Source organism: Streptomyces sp. NPDC002125 (genome assembly GCF_053593715.1).
The window spans coordinates 61,955-85,744 of sequence record NZ_JBSFDD010000022.1; the positions used below are offsets into that span (position 1 = coordinate 61,955).

The following is a 23,790-nucleotide window of genomic DNA, read 5'->3' on the forward strand; positions in this document are numbered from 1 at the left end:
GTCGTAGGCATCGGGTTGCATGGGGGCATGACCAACGCAGACCGCGCAGATCTCAGAGCCTCGGCCGATTCCGTACTTGCCCGCCTGGTCGGGGACGCCACGGGCGCCGCCCGGCTGCGCGAGGACCAGTGGCGGGCCATCGAGGCACTCGTCGCGGACAAGCGCAGAGCGCTGGTCGTCCAGCGGACGGGGTGGGGGAAGTCCGCGGTCTACTTCGTCGCGACCTCGCTGCTGCGCGCCCGGGGAAGCGGACCGACGGTGATCGTCTCGCCGCTGCTGGCGCTGATGCGCAACCAGGTGGCGGCGGCCGCGCGCGCAGGTATCAGCGCGCGCACGATCAACTCCTCGAACACCGAGGAGTGGGAGACCGTCCAGGCGGAAGTGGCCGCGGGCGAGGTGGACGTGCTCCTCGTCAGCCCCGAGCGGCTCAACAACCCGGACTTCCGTGACCAGGTGCTGCCGCGGCTCGCCGCCGCGACGGGTCTGCTCGTGGTCGACGAGGCGCACTGCATCTCCGACTGGGGCCACGATTTCCGCCCGGACTACCGAAGGCTGCGGACCATGCTCGCCGATCTGCCGGCGGGGGTTCCGGTGCTCGCCACGACGGCCACCGCCAACGCGCGCGTGACGGCCGACGTCGCGGAGCAGCTGGGCACGGGTGCGGGCACGGACGCGCTGGTCCTGCGGGGCCCGCTGGACCGGGAGAGCCTGAGTCTCGGCGTTCTCCAACTGCCCAACGCCGCCCACCGCCTGGCCTGGCTGGGCGATCATCTCGGGGAGCTGCCGGGCTCCGGCATCATCTACACCCTCACCGTCGCGGCGGCCGAGGAGATCACCGCCTATCTCCGCCAGTGCGGGTATCCCGTCGCGTCGTACACGGGCAGGACGGAGAACGCCGACCGGCAGCAGGCCGAGGACGATCTGCTGGCCAACCGGGTCAAGGCCCTCGTGGCCACATCAGCGCTCGGCATGGGGTTCGACAAGCCCGATCTCGGCTTCGTCGTGCACCTGGGTTCGCCGTCCTCCCCCATCGCCTATTACCAGCAGGTCGGCCGCGCCGGGCGTGGAGTGGATCATGCGGAGGTGCTGCTGCTCCCGGGCAAGGAGGACGAGGCGATCTGGCAGTACTTCGCCTCCGTCGCCTTTCCTCCGGAGGAGCAGGTGCGCCGGACCCTGGACGTCCTGGCGGAGGCCGGCCGTCCTCTTTCGCTGCCCGCCATGGAGCCGCTGGTCGATCTTCGGCGCACCCGTCTCGAGACGATGCTGAAGGTGCTGGACGTGGACGGTGCGGTGAAGCGGGTGAAGGGCGGCTGGATCTCCACGGGCGAGCCGTGGGTCTACGACGCCGATCGCTACGCGTGGGTCGCGCGGCAGCGGTCGGCCGAACAGCAGGCCATGCGTGACTACGCCTCGGGCACCGGCTGCCGCATGGAGTTCCTCCGGCGCCAGCTGGACGACGAGGAGGCCACCGCGTGCGGGCGCTGTGACAACTGCGCGGGCCCACGGTTCGACGACAAGGTCTCCACCGCGGCCCTGGACGGGGCGCGCGGCGAGCTGGGCAGGCCCGGCGTGGAGGTGGAGCCGCGCAAGATGTGGCCCACCGGACTGTCCGCCGTGGGGGTCGAGCTCAAGGGCCGCATCCCGGCGGGCGAGTTGGCCCGTCCCGGCCGGGCGCTGGGCCGGCTCTCGGACATCGGCTGGGGCAACAGACTCCGTCCGCTCCTCGCGGCGCAGGCCCAGGACGCCCCGGTCCCCGACGATGTGACCGACGCCGTGGTCACGGTCGTCAGCGACTGGGCGAAGGGGCCGGGCGGCTGGGCGTCCGGCGCCCCGGACGCGGCCCCGCGGCCGGTCGGTGTCGTCACGGTCGCCTCGCGCCGCAGGCCGCAGCTGGTCCAGTCGCTCGGCAGCCGCATCGCGGAGATCGGCCGGATGCCCCTGCTGGGTACGGTCGCCTACGCACCGGGGAGCGAGGACCTGCGGATCTCCCAGACCAACAGCGCGCAGCGGGTGAAGGCGCTGCACGAGGCCCTGGTCGTCGAGCCCGCCCTGGCGGAAGCTCTCGCGTCCGCCGGAGGCCCCGTCCTGCTCGTGGATGATCTCTCCGACACCGGGTGGACACTCGCGGTCGCGGCACGTCTGCTGCGCCGAGCCGGAGCGGAGGGGGTGTTTCCGCTGGTCCTTGCTGTTCAGGCGTGACAGTTGGCATCGTCCGGCGCTGAACGGGCAGGGATATCCGTACCATTCCGCCCCATTCCCGTCAGCCGCGCCAATTGCTCGTTGCCGCCCGCCGGTACGGCAGGAAGAATTGGAGTCGCTCCCCGCACGGTCTTTTCGCGGGCCCGGAAGGGCTGTGCCGCGGCGCGCCCTCACTCGACCCTGCCCGCATCATGGGCGCGTAGCGAAGGGAGGACCGTGACCTTCGGATTCGCTCCGTCCGCAGCCACTTCACTGTCCGCGTCCGCGGGCTCCGTCAACCACGTTGCCAGGATGCTCGAACCGGCCGAGTGGGCTGCGGCCGGCATACCGCTGCTCCGCAGTCCGCGTGAGGTCGTCAGCGGACTCCACGCCCGGCATCGGCCGACGCCCGCCACCGCGGTCGTCGCCGTACTGGATCACGAGGAGCGCCTGACGGCCAGCGCTTCGTTCACCCGGCGGACCACCCTGGCCACGGACGGCTGGGAGTTCCGCAACGCCCTGCTGGCGCATCTGCGCCGGGTGATCCCGCACGACCTGCGCCGCCGCACGCCGGTGCGTACGGCCGTCCTGCTCTACTGCCGCGAGGGCGACGAGCGGTGGACGGAGGAGGACGGGGCATGGATGTGGGGGCTGCGGGACGCCTGCACCCTGCACGGCCTTCGGTGCGGGGCCTACATCACCCTGACGCGCGGGGGCTGGCAGGTCCTCGGCGAGGGCCGGGGCGGGCGCAGACCGACGCTGTCGTCCAGGCCGTCGGCACTGGCCGACACCTCGGCCGACCCTGATCCGGTCCCGCTGCGCACCGGTGGCGGAGCGGCCGAAGCACTGCGTCGGAGCGCCGCCCGCTGAGAGGGACGTGGGCCCCGGACGTCCTCCTGGACGAGCGGGACCCACGGACGTGCGACTCAGACGCCGGCGCCGAGCGCCTCGTTGACCTTCTGCGGGTCCCCGCACACGATCAGCAGCACGCCGGCACGCTGCCGCGCGTCGGAAAGGGCGCGGGCCGAGGTCTCGTCGAGGTCGCCGTTGACCGCGACGACGATCACGGAACGCGAGGCGCAGCGGGCGGCGTTCGCCGTGCGGGCGAAGAAGACATCGTCACCCGCGTCGTGCTGGGCCCAGTACGCGGCCTCTCCGAAGGAGAGTTCGTGCGCGGCCCAGGGGTGCTGCTCGCCCGTGGTGAGCACCAGGATGTCACCGGGTGCCCGTCCGGAATCGAGCAGCAGGTCGACGGCCTCGTCGGCGGCGTCGACCGCGCCGCCCGCCGGGGCGGGGATCAGCTGGAACTGTGCGGCGGAAGAGCCTTCCGGCAGCTTCCGGGCGGCCGGTGCCCCAGCCGCGGCGGGCGCCGGAGCGGCCGGAACGGCCGGAACCGGCGGTGCGGGATGCGGGCGCTGCGCCGGAGGCGCGGGCCGCGCGGGGCCGCGGCCCGGGCTTCCGGGACGCGGCGTGGCCGCGGAACGCGGACCAGGTACGGGACGGGGGGTCGGCGCGGTGCGGCCGGCGGCCGGAGTAACGCGGGGACCCTGGGCGCTCTCGGGAATCTGAGGCTCCTCGGGGATGAGAGGCATGAATGGGTTGTCTGTCACGGCCGGCGCGGTAGGCGTCGGCGGATGGGTGCGCCTGTGCGATCAGAAGTCGAAGCCGAGCTGGCCCCCGCTTTCCAGTGCGGCCGCCTCGGCGGAGAATCGGACCTTCTTCAGGTGCTGCCACCTGGGCAGCGCGTCGAGGTAGGACCAGCTGAGGCGGTGGTGGGGCGTGGGCCCCTGTTCCTCCAGCGCGGCCCGGTGCACCGGTGACGGATAACCCGCGTTCGCGCCGAAGGCGAAGTCTGCGTACTGCCCCGTGTCCGCGCCCAGTTCGGCCATCATCGTGTCGCGGTGGACCTTGGCTATGACCGAGGCCGCGGCGACGGCGATGCAGGACTGGTCGCCCTTGATCACCGTACGGACGTTCCAGGGCTGCCCGAGGTAGTCGTGTTTACCGTCGAGGATCACTGCGTCGGGGCGCACGGGCAGGGCCTCCAGCGCCCTGACGGCGGCCAGGCGGAGCGCGGCGGTCATGCCGAGGTCGTCGATCTCCAGCGGCGAGGCGTGCCCCAGTCCGTAGGCGGTGACCCACTTCTCGAGCAGCGGGGCGAGTTCCGCCCGGCGCTTGGGGCTGATCAGCTTGGAGTCGGTGAGGCCCTCGGGGGGTCTGCGGAGACCGGTGACGGCCGCGCACACGGTGACGGGGCCGGCCCACGCTCCGCGTCCGACCTCGTCGACACCTGCGACGGTCCTGGCACCGGAGGTAGCGCGAAGTGAGCGCTCGACGGTGTGCGTGGGTGGTTCGTACGGCATGGCGCCTGCCAGGTTACGCCGATGGGCACGGCAAGAACACCCCGGGGGCACCGTCCGGTGATCCGGTCCGCACGAGGCCGCACGAGGGGCGCTGCGGACCGGTCTCCGACGGGCGGGGCGGGGCGGCGGGCACGGGGGCACGCACCCCTGGACCGGCCGGGCACTCTCTACGGCCCCGACGCCCAGAGATTTACACCCGCACATTCCGGAACGGTCACTCGTCAGGGAGAGACCACCTGCCCGTGAAAGCCGTATGAACCTCTCGACGTCTCGTCGCATCGCATTCGTGAACCCGGCGCGGACGCTCACCCTGCCCCCGGACACGGCGCCCGGAGGACCTGGGAGGCGCCGGGCGCACGGCCCGGGCACGTTTCCGTCAACGCCTGGCACGCGGCCAGGTGTTCGGAGTGTCGAGCCGTGCGCCGAGGCCGGCCGGCGGGCCGGGACGGCTCAGTACGGGTCGTAGGAGTCCTCCTCGTACCCGTCCCGCTCGTCGGCTTCCCTGCCCACGCCGTAGCACTCGCTCCCATGGTCCTCCAGGGGGTGCTTCTCCAGGATGTCCCGGGCCCGCACCTCACCCCAACTGGTGGCGTACCACGGAGTGTCCGACGTGGCGGCGTCGTGCTGGAAGTTCTCCAGCGCACAGGAGCGCAGAGGCTCCGGCAGTCGGTTCAGGGCCGGCACCGCGTCCGCCGAGAGCCCCTTGAGGTACTGGATGTCGATGGTCCTGTCGCTGGCGTACCGCTGGACGTTCTGTTCGGCGATCTGCCCGTCGGGCGAGATCAGTCCGAACGCCAGCACACCGACGGCCGCGCTCACGGCGACGGCGCGCGGCAGCATCCTCGCGCCGAAGACGCCGGCCGCGAGGATGAGGACGAGGACCACTCCGAGCCAGAGCTCCACCGCCGCCACCGAGATGCGCAGCCGGGTCAGCCCGAAGGCGTCGACATAGAGGTCCATGCGGCGCAGCGCGGAGGCCACGACCACCAGCGTGAGTACACAGAGGGTGCCGAGCACGCTCCGTACAAGCGTGCGGTCGCGGGGACCGCCGCGCGGAGCCCAGCGCAGGGCGAGGGCGATGACGAGCAGCGTCAGCACGGTGGCCCAGAGGAGCTGCCAGAAACCCTGGCGGGCGTACGCGGCGGGCGTCAGCCCCGTCTCCTCCTGCACCTTGTCGTATCCACCGAGGAGGACGACGAGCTGAAGCGCGATGAAGGCCGCGAAGAGCAGGTTGAGCACGACCAACGGAAGTGCCCATTCCACGCGGCTTCTGGCCTTGCCGGGGCGTACGACGATGCGGTCCCACCGCACCGGCGCGGCGGCGGTGTAGGCCGCGGCGAGGGCTCCGACGAGGCCGAGCGCGAACAGGAAGGCGCGCCACGGGCTGTCGCCGATCGAGACATCGGGGCTGAGGCCGCTCAGCAGATCGGCGAAGGCCGCGTCCGCACTGGCGAACAGCGCTCCGAACACGATGAGCAGCACGAGGGCCACCACCGAGGTGCGCACCACGGTGCGCACCCTCCCCCGGGAGTCGTCCGCCCGGTCACGCGCCCCGCGCCACCCCCAGCGCACGCCCCCCGCGACGGAGGTGAACAGCCCCACCGATCCGAGCAGGACGCCTGGCCAGCTGCGGCTGCCGTGCAGGGTCAGCGAGCCGAGGGCGAGGGCCGTCACCACGGCGAGGAAGACCGGCCAGCCCGCGTCACGGAGCACGGGAACCGCGAGCAGCCCGAGGCCGCCCACCGCCCAGACGGCGGTCCAGGGCCGCAGCCTGCGCCCTGCCTCGCGTGCGGCGAAGTACGCCCCCACGGCGGCCGGCGCGGTCACGATCAAGAGGTTGACCCCCAGGCCGTCACCGAGCAGCAGCCCGCTGAGCAGGGCAGTGGCGAGGACGGACCAGAGCGTCGCCGCGCCGATCCCGGCCGGGGGCGGGGGCCGCAGCCGGGCCAGCAGGCTCGGCGGCTGCTGCGGCCCTCGGCGCTGCCAGACATCCGCCGGCGGCGGCCCCTGGAGGTAGGCGGGCATCTTCGGCACGTCCACGTCCGGGTTCTGCGGCGGCACGGGCGCTGCGGGCGTCTGCTGCGGCACGCTTGCCGCCTTCGCCCGACGCGTGCCCTCGGAGGCGGCACCGCTCTCCGTCCTGACCTCGCGGGTGCCCCCGGAGCCGGCATCGCTCTCCGCCTTGACCTCGCGCGTGCCTTCGGAGGCGGCTCCGCTCTCCGGCTTCACCCCACGAGTGTTTCCGGAGGCGGCATCGCTCTCCGGCGCCGGCTTCGCGGCCTCGTCGGACGCGGGTGATGCCTCTGGTCTGCTGGATGCCTCGGACGGCTGATCTGACATGGGACCCCTCCCCCCACCGGGGTCCGCTCGCACGGCCACTTCGCGGCGCGAAGGCCCCGGTGTTTCTGGTCGCGCGCCATCAAGATCAATGAGGGCGGCGTGGCGGAAAGAGTAAGTCCCGAGCGGGCTCTCCGAGCGGTCAGAGCCTGCCCTGTGGCAGGACCGTGACAGTAGACATGACAAAGGGCGCCCCAGGCCGCATCCCGAAGCCGGCGCTGCGGCAACAGGCCTCGCGGGATCCGTCAGCAGGCCCCCGTGGGGTCTGTCAGCGGCTCGCCAGGGTGAGGGGGACCCAGCCGGGCAGCTCTTCCGTCCGGTCCAGCCAGTCGGACGGAGGGGCACCGGCCGCACCCCCCGAGGCGACGACGCCGCCGACGATGGCGCACGTGGTGTCCACGTCGCCGCCCGCCTGCGCCGTCACCCAGAACGCCTCTTCGAAGTCGCCGAGACTCCGCGCCGCCGACCAGAGCGCGAACGGCACGGTGTCGTGCGCGCTCGTCCGGCGGCCGTTGCCCAGTACCGCCGCGACCGTCCCCGCGTCCTGGTAGTCCAGCATGTCGCGCGCCCGGCGCAGGCCGGCGCCGACCGCGCTGCGCGGGATGAGCGCGACGACTCCGTCGAGCAGGCCGGCCGGCGTGGGCGGCCCTCCCGGCGCCGCTACCAGGGCGGCGGCCGCGGCGACAGCCATGGCGCCCACGACGGCCTCGCGGTGCTGGTGGGTGGTGTACGAGGAGATCTCGGCCTGATGGGTGGCCTGCTCGGGGTCGTCCGCGTACCAGGCGCCGAGCGGCGCGATACGCATCGCCGATCCGTTGCCCCAGGAGCCCTGGCCCTGGAAGAGCGCCGCCGCGAGCTCGCGCCAGTCGCCGCCCTCCCTCACGAGCCTGAGCAGCCGGTTCACCGCGGGCCCGTAGCCCCGGTCGAAGTCGTGATGCGTGGCGAAGGACCGGGCCAGCGCGTCCTGGTCGACGCGCTCGTGCTCGGCCAGCACGGCGAGCACGGAGCAGGCCATCTCGGTGTCGTCGGTCCACTGCCAGGTGCCGGGCGGCAGGGCCCGGTTCTTGAGCAGGGGGTAGTTGGCCGGGACGAAGAACTGGGAGCCGAGGGCATCTCCCACGGACAGTCCACGCAGGCTGGCCAGAGCGCGTTCGAAGCGCCGGTCGGAAGCGGAGTCAGCGGTCATCGCACTGCCACTCTATCCGGTGATGCCGTACGGCTCAGGGGTCCGCCACCGTTCGAAGGGCCTGTCGAGCGTGTAGCGGCCGTTCTCGCCGAGCAGCAGCGTCCTGGATTCGCCGTTGCCCGGGTTGGACAGCGATTCGAACTCCGCCACCGACCAGTGGAACCACCGCATGCAGAACAGCCTCATGGTCAGCCCATGGGTGACCAGCAGGACGTTCGGCGGGTGGTCGGGGGCCTCGAAGCTGCGGTGGAGGCTCTCCAGGAAGGCGTCGACCCGGTCGTAGACGTCCGCCCCGGACTCGCCCTGGGCGAAGCGGTAGAAGAAGTGGCCGTACGCGTCCCGGTAGGCCTTCTGCAGCCTGACGTCGTCGCGGTCCTGCCAGTTGCCCCAGTCCTGCTCGCGCAGCCGGGGCTCCTCCCTGACACGTACGCGCTCCAGGTCGAGGCCGAAGGCCCGGAACGTCTCGTGGGTGCGCCGGTAGGGCGAGATGTACACGCTGACCCGCTCGTCCCCGAACTGGTCGCGCAGGAGGACACCCGTCTCCCGTGCCTGATGCAGGCCCCTCCCGGTGAGCCTCAGGGCGTGGTCGGGTTCACGTTCGTAGACCGTGTCGTCGACGTTGCCCTCCGACTCACCGTGCCGGACGAGAACGATGCGCTGCGGTCGTGCCATGTACCGACCCTAGAGGGCGTTCGGCGCGTTCGAGCGGTTGTGCGGGCCCCATCGGGCGTATGTGACCAAGGGAACGGCGGTACGGGGGCGTGTCGGCCGGCAGAACTGCCGGCGGGAAGCCGGTCGCACCCGTTCACGACAGAACGGCCGCCGGGAAACCGGGGTGGCACCGTCCGCCGCGGAACAGCCGTCGGGAGCCGGTCACACCGTCCAGGAGGGTTCCAGCTGCACCACGTCCCCCGTGAGCGTCTCGACGTCGCTCTCGGCCTCCGCCCGCGCCGAGAGCCGGGCGATGCTCTCGGGCCGGTACTTGCCGCGCTCCGCGCTCGACTGCCACATCGAGAGCACCAGGAACTCGTGTCCCGGCGCCTCCCCGAAGACGCCGCGCAGCATCCCGGGGGATCCCGCCATGGCCGGGTTCCACACCCTCTGCTGCATGAGCGCGAAATGGTCGACACGGTCCTCGTACACGCGGCTGTGCGCCACCCGCACCACGTCCGCGTCGGTGAAGTGGGGTTCGAAACCGGTCTTCACGTCGAAGCGGTACTCGAAGAGCTTGACCTGCATGTCCTTGTACGTGCCGGACTGCTCGGCGGCCAGCCGACTGTGTTCCCGGGCCATGAAGGAGTCGTAGAAGACCCGGTTCTCCCAGAAGGCGAACACATGGGCCACGTCGGGCTGCCCCCGGCTCCACCCGCCGCTCTGCCCCCGGAATCCGGGCTCGCCGAGCAGACCCGCCCACTTCCGCTGCCCCCGCTCGAAACCGCGGCGGTCCACCACGGTGCAGCGAATCCACTTGACCAGCACCGCGCCATCGTACGGCGCCCGGCGTGGCGCGGGTCACGCTCCGGGGGTTCCGGCCGCCGTCGGCGCCCCGGGATCGCGCGGCCCCGCCGTGCGATGGCCCGAATCCGCCGTCCGATTCCAACGCGGTTGGATTCACGGACAGTTACGGACATGATCTGAGGGTGGAAGCGGTCCGTCGGCCCAGCAGCGAGGAGGCACGTCCGGTGAGCACTCCCAACAAGGACATCGAGAAGGTCGAAGTGAGGGTCAAATGGGACCCCAGCGCCTTCGGTGAACCCGCCAACGACCTCGACATCATCGCGGCCACGTACGGGGCGGAGGCGCCCTACGGAAGTCCCGCCTACCTCGTGCACTTCGACAGCAGGTCCCCGGACGGCACGATCACCCTGAACCGGGACAGCCGGACGGGCCAGGGCTTCGGCTTCGACGAGGTCATGACGCTCGAACTGGACCGGCTCTCGGACGCGTACGCCAGGGTCGTGGTCGGCGTCGCGATCCAGCAGCGCGACGGCCACAAGACCTTCGGCGAGATAGAGCACACGGCCGTGCAGATCAGCGAGGGCTACACCAGTCTGGCCGAGGACGACTTCTCCCGGGTGGCGTCCGCGACCGCCGCGGTCGTCGCGGAATTCGTACGGGACGCCTCGGGGGCCTGGGGCTTCCGCGCGGCCGTCCGGGGGTTCGAGGGCGATCCCGGCTCGTTCGCCGCGACGATGGGCAGCCGCTCGGACTGACACCCGGCGTCGTGCCGCTCCGCCACGGCCGCGCGGCCGTGGCCTCCCGGGACCGCCCCGCGCCACGCGAAAGGGGACCGGCCACAGGCCGGTCCCCTTTCGTCAGCTGCTGGTCAGCCGCTTGTGCGGATCACGTCGGACATGGCGTCCGGCGCCGTTCCGCCCGGTGTCAGCTGCAACCGCTGGTCGAGCCGCAGCCCTCGCAGATGTAGCAGGACCCGGCCCGCTGCATCTTCGTACCGCACGAGAAGCAGAGCGGGGCGTCCGCGCTGATGCCGAGCTGCATCTCGACCAGTTCGGCCGAGGTGTGCGCGGCCCTGGGGGCCGGCTTCTCCGCGGCGCTCTCCTCGGGCGACGCGACCGCCTTGAGCGGCTCGACGTGCACGGGAGCGGACTGCGCCAGGCTCTCCATGTCGTCGTCGCCGAACGCGGGCTCGTACGAACCGGTGTCAAGGTGGCGCTGACGCTCCTCGGCCGAGTGGATGCCGAGCGCCGAACGCGTCTCGAAGGGCAGGAAGTCGAGCGCCAGGCGGCGGAAGATGTAGTCGACGATCGACTGCGCCATCCGCACGTCCGGGTCGTCCGTCATACCGGCCGGCTCGAAGCGCATGTTGGTGAACTTGGAGACGTAGGTCTCCAGCGGCACGCCGTACTGCAGGCCGACCGAGACCGCGATCGAGAAGGCGTCCATCATGCCCGCGAGGGTGGAGCCCTGCTTGGACATCTTCAGGAAGACCTCGCCGAGACCGTCGTCCGGGTAGGAGTTGGCGGTCATGTAACCCTCGGCTCCACCCACCGTGAAGGAGGTGGTGATGCCGGGACGGCCCTTGGGCAGACGCTTGCGGACCGGACGGTACTCGACGACCTTCTCGACGGCCGTACGAATGGTGTCCTCGGCCTTGGCGGTGACCGCCTCCTTCTCCTTCTCCTTGGTCTTGGCGGAGAGGGGCTGGCCCACCTTGCAGTTGTCGCGGTAGATCGCGAGCGCCTTGACGCCCATCTTCCACGCCTCGAAGTAGACCTCCTCGACGTCCTCGACGGTGGCCGTCTCCGGCAGGTTCACCGTCTTGGAGAGCGCGCCGGAGATCCACGGCTGGATCGCCGCCATCATCCGCACGTGGCCCATGGCCGAGATGGAACGCTCGCCCATCGCGCAGTCGAAGACCTCGTAGTGCTCGTTCTTGAGGCCGGGCGCGTCGATCACGTTGCCGTGGTCGGCGATGTGGGCGACGATCGCCTCGATCTGCTCCGGCTGGTAGCCGAGGCGGCGCAGCGCCTGCGGGACCGTGCCGTTGACGATCTGCATCGAGCCGCCGCCGACGAGCTTCTTGAACTTGACCAGGGCGAGGTCGGGCTCGAGACCGGTGGTGTCGCAGGACATCGCGAGACCGATGGTGCCGGTGGGGGCGATGACCGAGGCCTGCGCGTTGCGGAAGCCGTTCTTCGCGCCGAGGCGGAGCACGTCCTGCCAGGCCTCCGTGGCGGCGGCCCAGATCGGCGAGTCCAGGTCGTCCACGTGGACGGCCACGGCGTTGGCGTCGGAGTGCTGCTTCATGACGCGCTGGTGCGGCTCGGCGTTGCGGGCGTAGCCGTCGTACGCGCCGACGACCGCGGCCAGCTCGGCGGAGCGGCGGTAGGACGTGCCGGTCATCAGGGAGGTGATGGCTCCGGCGAGCGCGCGGCCGCCGTCGCTGTCGTACGCGTGGCCGGTCGCCATCAGGAGGGCGCCGAGGTTGGCGTAACCGATGCCCAGCTGACGGTAGGCGCGGGTGTTCTCGCCGATCTTCTGGGTCGGGAAGTCCGCGAAGCAGATCGAGATGTCCATCGCGGTGATGACCAGCTCGACGACCTTGGCGAAGCGCTCGGACTCGAAGGACTGGCGGCCCTCGCCGTCGTCCTTGAGGAACTTCATCAGGTTCAGCGAGGCCAGGTTGCACGAGGTGTTGTCCAGGTGCATGTACTCGCTGCAGGGGTTCGAGCCGTTGATGCGGCCGGACTCCGGGCAGGTGTGCCAGTGGTTGATGGTGTCGTCGTACTGGATGCCGGGGTCGGCACAGGCCCAGGCGGCCTCCGCCATCTTGCGGAAGAGGGACTTGGCCTCCACCTCTTCGATGACGTCACCGGTCATCCGGGCGCGCAGGCCGAACTTCCCGCCGGACTCGACGGCCTTCATGAACTCGTCGTTCACGCGGACCGAGTTGTTGGCGTTCTGGTACTGGACGGACGTGATGTCGTCGCCGCCCAGGTCCATGTCGAAGCCCGCGTCGCGCAGGGCGCGGATCTTCTCCTCCTCCTTCACCTTGGTCTCGATGAAGTTCTCGATGTCGGGGTGGTCGACGTCGAGGATGACCATCTTGGCCGCGCGGCGGGTGGCGCCACCGGACTTGATCGTTCCCGCGGAGGCGTCGGCACCGCGCATGAAGGAGACCGGACCGGAGGCGTTGCCGCCGGAGGAGAGCAGCTCCTTGGAGGAGCGGATGCGGGAGAGGTTCAGGCCGGCGCCGGAGCCGCCCTTGAAGATCATTCCCTCTTCCTTGTACCAGTCGAGGATGGACTCCATGGAGTCGTCGACGGCCAGGATGAAGCAGGCCGAGACCTGCTGCGGCTGGGGCGTGCCGACGTTGAACCAGACCGGCGAGTTGAAGCTGAAGATCTGGTGCAGGAGGGCGTAGGCCAGCTCGTGCTCGAAGATCTCCGCGTCGGCGGGGGACGAGAAGTAGCTGTAGTCCTCGCCGGCCTTCCGGTAGGTCTTCACGATCCGGTCGATCAACTGCCGCAGGCCGGTCTCCCGCTGCGGCGTGCCGACGGCACCCCGGAAGTACTTGCTGGTGACGATGTTGACCGCGTTCACCGACCAGAAGTCGGGGAACTCGACGCCACGCTGCTCGAAGTTGATCGAGCCGTCGCGCCAGTTGGTCATGACGACGTCACGGCGCTCCCACGCGACCTCGTCGTACGGGTGCACGCCGGGGGTCGTGTGGATGCGCTCGATGCGCAGGCCCTGCTTGGTCGCAGTCGACTTGGCTCCCTTGGTGCGGGAACCTCGTGCCGGGCCGCTCGCCGTCTCTGTCATGCCGCCTCCCATATGTGGGCAAAAACGCCCTGAAGTGCCCAGTTCTTCCCAGGGCACAGTCTGTGTCTGATGCTCCGGACGCCACGCACAGCGCCCCGGAGCAGGTCTGGTGCCGCCCGCCGCCGGCTCTCCCGCCCTGCCGGCCGGCCTTGGTGATCAATCAGCGGCGACAGCGGCGGGCTCGGGAGCCTCGAGGGGCTCGCCGTTCCCGCATTGCTCTGCCCGGGGCCGCTGTTCGCGCAGCTCCCCGATGGCTGTCTCGAAGTCTTCGAGCGAGTTGAACGCCCGGTACACGGATGCGAAGCGCAGGTACGCGACGAGGTCGAGCTCCTGCAGGGGGCCGAGTATGGCCAGGCCCACGTCGTGGGTCGTCAGCTCGGCGCTGCCCGTGGCCCGCACCGCCTCCTCGACCCGCTGGCCGAGCTTCGCGAGCGCGTCCTCGGTGACCGGCCGCCCCTGGCACGCCTTGCGGACACCCGAGATGACCTTGGTACGGCTGAAGGGCTCGGTCACGCCGCTGCGCTTGACCACCATCAGCGAGCAGGTCTCCACCGTCGTGAAGCGACGGGAGCAGTCGGGGCACTGGCGGCGCCGTCGGATCGACGTCCCGTCGTCCGTCGTGCGGCTGTCCACGACCCGGCTGTCGGGGTGCCTGCAGAAGGGGCAGTGCATGGCTCCATCCCTCCTTCACGGCACGTCTGATTCAGCCCTCGACGGCCCGTTCCCGGGCCCTTGAGGACAGCCACAAGCATAGGCGATGAACTTGGGCCGCCGAGACCGGGGACCACTACTTGTGGGTTGCGTCGGCAATCCAACCACTACATCTAGGGTTTCGCCCCACTCATGCCCCCGCGCGTGTCGCGCCCGGCCGAAGACCGGGAGGCAGCCTACGGCCCGGCACGAGGGTACGGGAAACGCGCGGCCACCGGGTCCACGGGCCCGCCCGCCGGGCAGTCCGGCACGACAGCCGGGCGCCCCCTGGGCGGCGCCTCGCACCCTCCCGGGGCGACACCCCCGCGACACCCCGGGCGAGCGCACCCCCGCGCACGGGAACAGACCGGTGGAGCGCTAGCGTGGACCCCCGGAACGCCGGTCCCCGGCGGGCCCACCGCATCAGCTCATACACCTCGCAGCAACCACGTGACAGCCCTTTATTTGTTTTTCACTCGAACGTGTGTTTGGCGCAACCTTTCGAAAGCTACTACCGTTGCCTAACTAGGGAGACCATTCGAGAGGGGCCGCCGACGTGACCACCACCGCAGACAGTGCCACCATCACTGCCCAGGACCACCGCTCCCAGAGCCGACTTGAGCCGGTGCATGCCATGAATGACTCAGTCATGAACGCGGAGGGCCCAGAGCCCGCGCGACCCGCGCGCTCCTTGCCCGGCCGCCCCCCAGGAATCCGGGCGGACAGCTCGGGGCTCACGGACCGGCAGCGACGCGTCATCGAGGTGATCCGGGACTCCGTGCAGCGGCGTGGCTATCCCCCGTCGATGCGCGAGATCGGCCAGGCGGTGGGGCTGTCCAGCACCTCGTCGGTCGCCCACCAGCTGATGGCCCTGGAGCGCAAGGGCTTCCTGCGCCGCGACCCTCACCGGCCGCGTGCCTACGAGGTGCGGGGGTCGGACCAGCCCAGCACCCAGCCGACCGACACCACGGGGAAGCCCGCCGCTTCCTATGTGCCGCTCGTCGGCCGGATCGCAGCCGGCGGGCCGATCCTCGCCGAGGAGTCCGTCGAGGACGTCTTCCCGCTCCCCCGCCAGCTCGTCGGTGACGGCGAGCTCTTCGTGCTGAAGGTTGTCGGCGACTCGATGATCGAGGCCGCGATCATGGACGGCGACTGGGTCACCGTCCGGCGCCAGCCCGTCGCGGAGAACGGCGACATCGTCGCGGCCATGCTGGACGGCGAGGCCACAGTGAAGCGCTTCAAGCGTGAGGACGGCCATGTGTGGCTGCTCCCGCACAACTCCGCCTACCAGCCGATTCCCGGTGACGAGGCCACGATCCTGGGCAAGGTCGTGGCCGTGCTGCGGCGCGTGTGAGCTCCGCCGGTCCGGACTGGGCCCCGGGACCTCTGCGCCGGTTCCGGGGCCCTGCCATAGCGGCTCTGAAGCCGCGGGGCGACTGCCTGAGCGGCCCCTGAAAGGGCTTTCCCAGGGGCGCCTGCGCGGTGCGAGAACCGCCTCCGCGCCCTCTAGGGGGCGGCCTTGGCCGCCGCGTCGATCGCCGCGAGCGAGCGCCGTGCCTGATTGCGGTCCGTGGTGTACCAGAAGTCGGGCAGCGAGGCCCGGAGGTAGCTCCCGTACCGGGCATTGGCCAGCCGGGGGTCGAGCACCGCGACCACGCCCTTGTCGCCCATGGCGCGGACGAGCCGGCCTGCACCCTGCGCCATCAGCAGCGCCGCATGGGTCGCCGCCACCGCCATGAAGCCGTTGCCGCCCGCTTCCTCCACCGCCTTCTGGCGCGCGCTCATCAGCGGGTCGTCGGGCCTCGGGAACGGAATACGGTCCATGATCACGAGCTGACAGCTCGGACCGGGGACATCGACACCCTGCCAGAGCGACAGCGTCCCGAAGAGGCAGGTCTCGGGATCCGCCGCGAAGTTCTTGATCAGCTCCCCGAGGGTCTCCTCCCCCTGCAGCAGGATCGGCTTGTCCTGCCTGCCGCGCAGCTCCTCCGCGGCGGCCTGGGCCGCCCGCATGGAGGAGAAGAGCCCCAGGGTGCGGCCACCGGCCGCGTCCACCAGCTCGGCGAGCTCGTCGAGCATGTCGGTGCGCGATCCCTCCCGGCCGGGCGTGGCCAGGTGCCGGGCGACGTACAGGATGCCCTGCTTCGGGTAGTCGAACGGCGATCCGACGTCGAGGCCCTTCCACTGCGGGATGTCGTCGCCGGCCGTGCCCTCGGGCGCGAGCCCCAGCGACGCCCCCACGCCGTTGAAGTCGCCCCCCAGCTTGAGGGTGGCCGAGGTCAGGACCACCGAGCGCTCGGCGAAGAGCTTCTCGCGCAGCAGCCCGGACACGGAGAGCGGCGCCACCCGCACGGACGCGCCGAAGCGGTCGTGGCGCTCGTACCAGACGACGTCGTACTCGGAGCCCTGGGTGATGCGCTCCGCCACGCTGTGGATCGACTCGACCGACGCCATGGCCTGCTTGCGGACCGCGTCCTCGTCCTGGACGGACTTGTCGCGGGTGCCGCCGAGGGCGGAGATCACCGTACGCGCGGCGTCACGCAGGGCCATCAGGGCATAGCCCAGGTCCTCCGGCACCTCCTCCAGGCGTCCGGGGAGCGCCAGCTCCATGACCCGCTCGAACCCCTCCGACGCGGTCAGCAGAGCGTCGGCCGCCTTCTCGTTGACCAGCTTGGCGGCACGGCGCACCGCGCGGTTCACCTGGCCGGGTGTGAGCTCCCCGGTGGCCACACCGGTGACCCGCGAGACCAGCTCGTGCGCCTCGTCGACGATCAGCACCTCGTGCTTCGGGAGCACCGGGGCGCCCTCGATCGCGTCGATCGCGAGCAGGGCGTGGTTGGTGACGACGACATCGGCGAGCTTGGCGCGCTCGCGCGCCGTCTCCGCGAAGCACTCGGCGCCGTACGCGCACTTCGAGGCGCCCAGGCACTCGCGGGAGGAGACGGAGACTTGCGCCCAGGCCCGGTCCGAGACGCCGGGCGTCAGGTCGTCCCGGTCGCCCGTCTCCGTGTCGTCCGACCAGTCGCGCAGGCGCAGCAGGTCCTGGCCCAGCTTGCTCGACGGCGCCGCCGCCTCGAACTGGTCGAAGAGCCCCTCCTCCTCGTCCTGCGGGACCCCCTCGTGGAGCCGGTGCAGGCAGAGGTAGTTCGACCGGCCCTTGAGCATCGCGAACTGAGGACGGCGGCGCAGGAGCGGGTGCAGCGCGTCCACCGTGCGCGGAAGGTCCCGCTCCACCAGCTGGCGCTGGAGGGCGAGCGTGGCCGTGGCCACCACGACCCGCTCGCCGTGGGCCAGCGCCGGCACCAGGTAGCCGAGGGACTTCCCGGTGCCTGTGCCGGCCTGGACGAGCAGGTGGGCGTTGTCGTCGACGGCCTGGGCGACGGCCTCGGCCATGGACACCTGGCCGGGCCGCTCCGTACCGCCGACGGCGGTGACGGCGGCGTGCAGGAGGTCGGGGAGAGATGGCTTCGTCATAGCCCGTCCACCCTACGGCGCACCACTGACATCAGTGCTCCCTCCCGGACTCACACGGAGGGGTGGAGCGGATTGGGAACCCTGCCGTGCACGGCGGCGTGCGGGCGTTCCGGCCGGTCGCGGTAGCCGTCCAGATGCAGACGATTGCGGTTCAGGCAGAGGCGCTCGATCGTCGGCGTCAGCATGTCGAAGATCTCGAACCGCTCCTTGAGCTCGGGGAAGCGGGCGTGATGACGCAGGATCTCGGCACGGACGAGTGACCAGAATTCACCCTCCGGGACGTCGAGTTGCTCCTCGCAGAGCGGGGACAGATAGCGGAAGACGCCCACGAAGAGCCCGGAGTGGATGAACTGGGTGAGGAAGGAGGGGTCCTCCGTGAGCAGGATGGCCCGGACGTCATCAGGCATCGTGTCGTGCTCGGGCACCGGCCGGCCGCTGACGTTCACGTCGTCGACGAAGTCCTTGATCGCGAGGCGTACGGGCACGTCATTCTCGTCGAAGACCACGATGGCGTTCTCGCCGTGCGGGGAGAACACGGTGCCGTAGCGGTAGAGGAAGTGCAGGAGCGGCGGCAGCAGGGCGGCGAAGAGACGGGTCAGCCAGGCGGCCGGGGTCAGCCCGGAGCGGGCGACGAGTTCGGCGGTGAACGAGCGGCCGTCGGGGTCGGTGTGCAGCAGCGAGGCGAGCGTACGGGCGCGTTCCCCGGGGGCGAGCCGCGGCTGGAGGGGCTCCCGCCAGATCGCTCCGAGGATCTCCTTGAACTGGTAGGGCGACTCGGGGAGGTGGTCGTAGAGCGGGTGCTCGACGGTCACCGAGGCGACCTCTCCCAGCAGGATGACGCCGCAGGTGTCGCGGAGGAACGGGTCGCCGTCGCACAGGCCCTGGACCCAGGCGGTGACGGCCGGGGCCGCGAGCGTGCGTTCGGTCGGCAGGCCGCGCCAGACGAGGGTGTTGAGGATCGACAGCGGCAGCTTGACCGTGTGCCGGTCGGGCCGGTCGACGTTGGTGAACGTACGGATGGACTGCTGCGGCAGCCGGAGGTCGTCGTCGGTGTGCAGGGGCACGATGTCCCCGTCGGCGATGGCGGGGGCGAAGAGGGGAACGATCCACTCGTCCCACTGCCAGGGGTGCACGGGGAGGAAGAGGTAGTCCTCGGGGGCCAGGCCCCGGCCGCGCAGGACCGCGTCGAAGGACTCCCGGACGGGCGGGTCCAGCTCACGGTCGTACAGGTCCCCGGGGGTGGCCAGCCGACGCACGCCCCGGTAGCCGGCTATGCGTGTGCTGACGGCGATCCAGGGCAGTGCGGTGGGTGTGCGCGCCTCGGGGGTGTAGCGGGCGGCGTCGGTGGCGGAGAACCCGAGCCGGCCCTTGTTCGCCACCAGCCAGGGATGCCCGGTCTGGTGGCCTTCGAGCTCCGCGTAGGGGAGTTCGGCGAGCTGCGGCGCGTGGAGCGCGTGGTGGTCGAGCCGGGCGTCGGCGGTGAGCGTGGCGGTGAGCTCACGGATGAGGTGGCCGAGGGTGGCGCCGTCGAGACCGAGGAGCCGGCGGCCCCGGGCGAGAAAACGCAGCGGATCGCGGAAGGGGGTGCCGTCGTCCGGGCCGGCCGTTGCCGCTGCTTCGGTGATCGACCCGGGGTCGACGCGCCAGCTTCCGTAGACGCCCCGCCGGGCGTGGAAGCTCAGGATTCCGCCGTCGTCGAGCGACAGGGTGTAGATGCCGGTCCGTCCCGCGCCGCCGTCCGTCCGGGGCACCGGCTCGACGACTTCCTCGTAGGCGAACTCACCGAGCATCTTCGCGAGGAGTCCGGCCGCGACCCGGTCCCAGACGGTCCGGTTGAGTTCTGGCGTGTCGAGCGGCGAATGACGCTCCGTCGGGTGATGGCTCGCAGGATATGTCGGCACGGGGACTCCTCCGGGTGGGACCGTTGGGGTTCGAGCGGGCTGTGTGGTTCGGCGAGTTGTTCACAGGTGGTCACGGTGGGCTCGGTCGCGGGTCATCAGGGCGGCGCGCTTGTCGGGGAGTTCCACTTCCGCGCAGAAGCGGAAACCCGCGCTCAGGAAGGCCGAGACCGACGGGGTGTTGCGCAGGTCCGGTTCCGCGACCACACGGGCGCAGAGCGGGCGGTTGTCGAGTACGAGGTCGGCGACGGCCCGGAGCAGCACGGAGCCGATGCCGCGGCCCCGGTTTCCCACTCCGCCGATGAGGAGATGGACGCCGGTGTCGTGGGGCCTGGCCGGGTAGTGGCGGGCCAGTGGGTCCAGATCCGCCCGGTAGATCTCCCAGTAGCTCATCGGTGTCCCGCCGAGCACCCCGAGGCAGGGGACGCTGCGGCCGTCCCCTTCGAGCTGTGCCCTCAGGTGGTCGGCGGTGACCGACTCGGGTCCCGCGAGCTCCCAGAAGGCGGCGACGGCGGGGTCGTTCATCCAGCGGCTGATCACGGCCAGATCGCGTTCGAGCTCCACCGGGACCAGCTGGAAGAGCCCCGCCGGTGTGGTGACGGGGTTCCACGCGCCGGGGCTCCCCACGAGGGCCGAGGCGTCGGCCGGGCCGCCGGCCGGCCGGCGGTCGTCGCCGAGCAGGGCGAGGAGCTCCTCGGTGAGCCGCAGCTCCAGGGTGTCCTCGGTGCCCATGGCGTCCGCCGGGGCGGCATCATCGGCTGCGGCCTCGGTGTGCGCATCGGCCTGGTGCACCGTGGCGCTCTCCTCTCGTCGTTCAGGCGGTCATTCCCTCAGCTGCGGAGGGGGTTGGCGATGGTGACGTACACGGACTGGGTGTCGACCGGGCCGACCAGTTCGTCGAGGCCGTGGAGCCGGGTCAGCAGGTTGGCCTTGCAGCGCAGTTGGGGGGTCCCGAGGAGATACTCGGGCAGCGGGGAGCCCAGCGCCACAGCGCCTTCGAGGAACCGGCGGAGCGCGGCGAGGAGCAGTTGCTCGTCGGCGAGGCCCTGGGAGCCGAAGGCCCCGATGAGTCCGAAGACGTTGTTGATGCCGAGGTAGTAGGCGAACCGCTCGTCGGTGACGGCGTCGGAGACGAAGGTGTCGCTGACGGAGCCGATGCCCGGGAGGCGCTGTTCGAGCGCGGAGCGGTGGGACTCCCGGAAGTAGTAGCCCTGGTTGTCGCGGTACCTGCCGCCGACGGGCCAGCCGTCCGGATCGAGGAGGACGAGCGTGTTCTGCTGATGGGCCTCCAGGGCGACGCCGGCGTGGGCGTCGAGCCAGAGGACGGGCAGGACCACGCGGTCGAGGTAGCGCAGGAACCACTCGGCGCAGACGGCTCCGGTCGTCCTGCCCGTACGGGCGGCGAGGGCGTGGACCGTGTCGGCGAGCCGGGAGTGCGTACCGGTCCTGCCGGGCCAGGGCCGGGGGGTGGTGAGCCCGGCGATGCACACCGCGTCGTCGGCCGGGCCGAAGGGGTTGTGGCGGAGCATCACGTCGAGGCCGGGGACGGGGCTGCCGTCCGTACCGTCGACGGCGAGCCAGGCGGGGTCGCGCACGATGTCGAATCCGGGGTGCTCGCGCTGCCACCGCTCGGCGAGTCCGGTGCGCAGCAGGCGGTGGACCTCGGCGCCGCGGTGGAGCTCCTTGCGGAGGTTCTCCCGGCGGGAGTTGGTGATGCGTACGCCCAGGGAGAGCTTCAGCATGAGGTCGGAGCCGGGCCGGTGCACCGTGCGCACGGACGAGGTGGGGTGCCAGCGTTCCCCGTACGGACCGAGGTCGTGCAGGAGGCCCTTCTCCACAAGTGCGACGACCTCGGGGCGGCGCAGGACCTCGGCCGCCTGCCAGGGGTGGAGCGGAAGGGCGGCGGCGCCCTCGGGAAGGCTCAGTCCCTCGGCGTGGGGGGCGAGGAGTGCTTCCGCGGGGACCGGGCGGCCCGCCTTGGTCCAGGAGGACTCCGTGGCCAGCACGGAGCGGTCCACCGCCATCCAGTGGAGCGGGAAGGAACCGCGCAGCTCGGGTGAGTAGAGCAGCGCTTCGGACTCCGAGAGGCCCTCGCGGCTCTTGGGCGTGGGGTGCAGGGGGTGGCCGAGGACCAGGGACTGTTCGGCGGTGAGGAAGAGGTCGGCCTCGGAGGGCGCGGTGGGCGTCCGGCGCCGGTCCGCGATGAAGGCGGCCGTGTGCCGGACGGAGTCCGCCACCCTGGCGACCAGGTCCGCTCCGGTGTTCCGCCCGCTCTCGCGCCCCAGGAGCGCCGCCACGGTGACGGCGTCGGCGCCCGGGGCGCCGGCGGGCGCGTTCTCCAGGACGGGCGTGCCGAAGCGGTGCCAGCCGGTCGCGGACCAGTGGGCGACGGGGACGAGCAGGGCGGTGCCGCTCGCGGGGAGCGGGATGCGCAGGGTGCTTCCCTGCGGCCGGGGCAGGTCGTTCTCCCGGGTCCAGCAGCGCAGGAGGTTCTCCGTACCGGCCGAATCGGCGGCCCTCAGCGGGTCCGGGTGGTCCAGCGGGTCCTGCTCGGCGGGGCAGGGCCGGTGGGCCTGGTGGCCGCTGGCGGAGGGGTCCGCTCCGGGGCGCGGGGCGTCGTACGGGCCGGCCTTCTGGCGCGGCACGGTCGTCGACTCGACGGCGAGGGTGCCGTCCGGCAGGTCCTGCCCTCGCTGCTGGCTGGTGAGGGGGCCGTCGGCCTCGGGCGCAGGGGTGGGGTTCACGGCGGTCTTCCTTGTGAGAGGTCCGGGATCAGCGGGTCGGCCCGGCAGCGGCCCGGCGGTGCGGAGATCGCTCGGCCGCTCTCAGCGCGTCGGCGAGGCGGTCGACGACCGCCGTCGCCTGTTCGTCGGTGAGAGTGAGGGGAGGGAGCAGCCGGACAACGGCGTTGTGGCGTCCGCCGAGTTCGACGATGAGACCACGGCGCAGGCATTCCTGCTGAACTGCCGCGGCGAGGGCGGGGTCCGGGGGCGGGGCGGAGCCGTTCTCGGAGGTGACGTCGAGCGGATCGGCCTCGGGATCGACGAGTTCGATGCCGATCATCAGTCCTCGGCCCCGGACGTCGCCGATGCTCGGGTGATCCGTGCTCAGCGCCTGGAGCCGGGCGAGCATGCGCGCGCCGAGCGTGCCCGCGCGTTCGGCGAGGCCGTTCTCCCGTACGTACGCGAGGGTCGCGGCACCGGCCGCCATGGCGAGCTGGTTGCCCCGGAAGGTGCCCGCGTGGGCGCCCGGTTGCCAGAGGTCGAGTTCGGAGCGGTAGACGATCACCGCGAGGGGCAGCGAGCCACCGATGGCTTTCGAGAGCACCATCACGTCGGGGACGATACCGCTGTGTTCGACCGCCCAGAAGGTGCCGGTCCTGCCGACTCCGGTCTGCACCTCGTCCGCGATCAGGGCGATGGACCGCTCGCGGGTGATCTCCCGCATCCGGCGCAGCCAGCCGTCCGGGGCGGGGTTCACTCCTCCCTCGCCCTGGACGGGCTCCACGATCATCGCGGCGGGGGCCGGCACACCGCCCTTGGGGTCGTCCAGGAGGTGTTCGGTCCAGCGCGCGGCGATGTCCGCGCCCCGCTCGCCGCCGGCTCCGAACGGGCAGCGGTAGCTGCGCGGGAAGGGCAGCCTCGTCACCCGGACGTCCTGGGCCCCGCCCGACGCGGCCAGCGCGCCCTCGGTCATGCCGTGGTACGCCCCGGTGAAGGCGAGGATGCCGCTGCGCCCGCCGGCTGCGCGGACCAGCTTGAACGCCGCCTCGACGGCGTCCGTCCCGGCCGGACCGCAGAACTGGATGCGGGCGTTGTCGGCGAGTTCCCTCGGAAGGGTGGCGAACAGCTCGGTCGTGAAGGCGTCCTTGACGGGGGTCGCGAGGTCGAGGACGTGCAGCGGGGCCCCGGAGTCGATGACCTTCCTGATGGCCTCCAGCACCACGGGGTGGTTGTGGCCGAGCGCCAGCGTGCCCGCCCCCGAGAGGCAGTCGAGGTAGCGGCGCCCGTCGGCACCCTCGATGGTCATGCCTCGCGCGCGTACCGGCACGATCGGCAGGGAGCGCGCGTAGGTGCGGGCCGCCGACTCCCGTTGGGCCTGCCGCCGCAGAATTCCCTCGTGCGCAGCGGGAAGTGCCACCGGAGCTGGTTCGGTCACGGCCACGACTGTCGGTCCTCCCGCATAACAGTTGCGTTGCACATCGGTACGTCCCCAGGGGGCACGAACGCGCGGTTGAACGCTGTCCTGGTGTCCCCCGTACGTACCAACGACGCGGAAGGCGGGAGATCACGGGTAAATCGGAAGATCCTTGCGCACGCGGAACCGTGGACCTGCCGCGCGCCGTCCCTCACGGCACCGGCATAGTGGGTGCCGCACC

17 protein-coding genes are annotated in these 23,790 nt (G+C 71.5%); 4 read left to right on the top strand and 13 right to left on the bottom strand.

Annotated elements, in window-relative coordinates:
• The first annotated feature begins 27 nt into the window (after positions 1–27).
• Complete coding sequence (locus tag ACWCQM_RS29830) at positions 28–2,199, top strand: RecQ family ATP-dependent DNA helicase (protein WP_450918196.1); 2,172 nt, start codon at positions 28–30, stop codon at positions 2,197–2,199.
• 216 nt (positions 2,200–2,415) lie between these two features.
• Positions 2,416–3,048: a hypothetical protein gene (locus tag ACWCQM_RS29835; RefSeq protein ID WP_267080163.1), complete on the top strand. Its 633-nt coding sequence runs from the start codon at positions 2,416–2,418 to the stop codon at positions 3,046–3,048.
• Positions 3,049–3,104: 56 nt separating this feature from the next.
• On the opposite strand, the gene ACWCQM_RS29840 is transcribed toward ACWCQM_RS29835, so the two are convergent.
• The 6 genes from ACWCQM_RS29840 to ACWCQM_RS29865 all read right to left on the bottom strand — a co-directional run bounded on the left by ACWCQM_RS29840 (position 3,105) and on the right by ACWCQM_RS29865 (position 9,543).
• Positions 3,105–3,770, bottom strand: coding sequence for a hypothetical protein (locus tag ACWCQM_RS29840; RefSeq protein WP_450918197.1), 666 nt, complete (start codon positions 3,768–3,770; stop codon positions 3,105–3,107).
• 60 nt (positions 3,771–3,830) lie between these two features.
• Complete coding sequence (locus ACWCQM_RS29845; protein WP_267080161.1) at positions 3,831–4,541, bottom strand: ribonuclease HII; 711 nt, start codon at positions 4,539–4,541, stop codon at positions 3,831–3,833.
• 450 nt (positions 4,542–4,991) lie between these two features.
• A complete protein-coding gene (locus ACWCQM_RS29850) occupies positions 4,992–6,881 on the bottom strand; it encodes a DUF4153 domain-containing protein (protein WP_450918198.1) in 1,890 nt (629 codons plus the stop codon).
• Between the two features lie 265 nt (positions 6,882–7,146).
• On the bottom strand, positions 7,147–8,064 hold the full coding sequence (locus tag ACWCQM_RS29855) for an ADP-ribosylglycohydrolase family protein (protein ID WP_450918199.1): 918 nt from the start codon (positions 8,062–8,064) through the stop codon (positions 7,147–7,149).
• Positions 8,065–8,076: 12 nt separating this feature from the next.
• Entirely contained in the window at positions 8,077–8,736 is a 660-nt protein-coding gene (locus ACWCQM_RS29860) for a histidine phosphatase family protein (protein WP_450918200.1), read from the bottom strand.
• 201 nt (positions 8,737–8,937) lie between these two features.
• On the bottom strand, positions 8,938–9,543 hold the full coding sequence (locus ACWCQM_RS29865) for a YdbC family protein (RefSeq protein ID WP_450918201.1): 606 nt from the start codon (positions 9,541–9,543) through the stop codon (positions 8,938–8,940).
• A gap of 203 nt (positions 9,544–9,746) precedes the next feature.
• Between ACWCQM_RS29865 and ACWCQM_RS29870 the strand changes: the two genes are divergently transcribed.
• Positions 9,747–10,277: a TerD family protein gene (locus ACWCQM_RS29870; RefSeq protein WP_450918202.1), complete on the top strand. Its 531-nt coding sequence runs from the start codon at positions 9,747–9,749 to the stop codon at positions 10,275–10,277.
• 169 nt (positions 10,278–10,446) lie between these two features.
• Here the strand turns inward: ACWCQM_RS29870 and ACWCQM_RS29875 are convergent, their stop codons facing one another.
• Positions 10,447–13,350 carry a vitamin B12-dependent ribonucleotide reductase gene (locus ACWCQM_RS29875; RefSeq protein WP_450918203.1) on the bottom strand — a complete coding sequence of 968 codons (2,904 nt, stop codon included), beginning with the start codon at positions 13,348–13,350 and terminating at the stop codon, positions 10,447–10,449.
• A gap of 156 nt (positions 13,351–13,506) precedes the next feature.
• Positions 13,507–14,022 (bottom strand): transcriptional regulator NrdR, encoded by a 516-nt coding sequence (nrdR, locus tag ACWCQM_RS29880; protein WP_267080153.1) that lies wholly within the window; start codon positions 14,020–14,022, stop codon positions 13,507–13,509.
• Between the two features lie 574 nt (positions 14,023–14,596).
• Here nrdR and lexA point away from each other — a divergent pair.
• Positions 14,597–15,394 carry a transcriptional repressor LexA gene (lexA, locus tag ACWCQM_RS29885; protein ID WP_073748110.1) on the top strand — a complete coding sequence of 266 codons (798 nt, stop codon included), beginning with the start codon at positions 14,597–14,599 and terminating at the stop codon, positions 15,392–15,394.
• A gap of 152 nt (positions 15,395–15,546) precedes the next feature.
• Here the strand turns inward: lexA and ACWCQM_RS29890 are convergent, their stop codons facing one another.
• From ACWCQM_RS29890 to ACWCQM_RS29910, 5 genes are all read right to left on the bottom strand, one after another.
• Positions 15,547–17,514: an ATP-dependent DNA helicase gene (locus ACWCQM_RS29890; RefSeq protein WP_450918204.1), complete on the bottom strand. Its 1,968-nt coding sequence runs from the start codon at positions 17,512–17,514 to the stop codon at positions 15,547–15,549.
• Between the two features lie 50 nt (positions 17,515–17,564).
• On the bottom strand, positions 17,565–19,415 hold the full coding sequence (locus ACWCQM_RS29895) for an IucA/IucC family protein (protein WP_450918205.1): 1,851 nt from the start codon (positions 19,413–19,415) through the stop codon (positions 17,565–17,567).
• A gap of 60 nt (positions 19,416–19,475) precedes the next feature.
• Entirely contained in the window at positions 19,476–20,144 is a 669-nt protein-coding gene (locus tag ACWCQM_RS29900; protein WP_450918249.1) for a GNAT family N-acetyltransferase, read from the bottom strand.
• 98 nt (positions 20,145–20,242) lie between these two features.
• Positions 20,243–22,156, bottom strand: a complete 1,914-nt coding sequence (locus tag ACWCQM_RS29905) for an IucA/IucC family protein (RefSeq protein WP_450918206.1) — start codon at positions 22,154–22,156, stop codon at positions 20,243–20,245.
• A 28-nt stretch (positions 22,157–22,184) separates the two neighbouring features.
• Positions 22,185–23,576, bottom strand: coding sequence for a diaminobutyrate--2-oxoglutarate transaminase family protein (locus ACWCQM_RS29910; protein ID WP_450918207.1), 1,392 nt, complete (start codon positions 23,574–23,576; stop codon positions 22,185–22,187).
• Positions 23,577–23,790: the final 214 nt, after the last annotated feature.

Bases quoted from the DNA above. Each gene is read 5' to 3' on its own strand.
- ACWCQM_RS29830 (WP_450918196.1), top strand. From the start codon at position 28: ATGACCAACGCAGACCGCGCAGATCTCAGAGCCTCGGCCGATTCCGTA.
- ACWCQM_RS29840 (WP_450918197.1), bottom strand. From the start codon at position 3,770: ATGCCTCTCATCCCCGAGGAGCCTCAGATTCCCGAGAGCGCCCAGGGT.
- ACWCQM_RS29845 (WP_267080161.1), bottom strand. From the start codon at position 4,541: ATGCCGTACGAACCACCCACGCACACCGTCGAGCGCTCACTTCGCGCT.
- ACWCQM_RS29850 (WP_450918198.1), bottom strand. From the start codon at position 6,881: ATGTCAGATCAGCCGTCCGAGGCATCCAGCAGACCAGAGGCATCACCC.
- ACWCQM_RS29855 (WP_450918199.1), bottom strand. From the start codon at position 8,064: ATGACCGCTGACTCCGCTTCCGACCGGCGCTTCGAACGCGCTCTGGCC.
- ACWCQM_RS29860 (WP_450918200.1), bottom strand. From the start codon at position 8,736: ATGGCACGACCGCAGCGCATCGTTCTCGTCCGGCACGGTGAGTCGGAG.
- ACWCQM_RS29875 (WP_450918203.1), bottom strand. From the start codon at position 13,350: ATGACAGAGACGGCGAGCGGCCCGGCACGAGGTTCCCGCACCAAGGGA.
- nrdR (WP_267080153.1), bottom strand. From the start codon at position 14,022: ATGCACTGCCCCTTCTGCAGGCACCCCGACAGCCGGGTCGTGGACAGC.
- ACWCQM_RS29890 (WP_450918204.1), bottom strand. From the start codon at position 17,514: ATGACGAAGCCATCTCTCCCCGACCTCCTGCACGCCGCCGTCACCGCC.
- ACWCQM_RS29900 (WP_450918249.1), bottom strand. From the start codon at position 20,144: ATGGGCACCGAGGACACCCTGGAGCTGCGGCTCACCGAGGAGCTCCTC.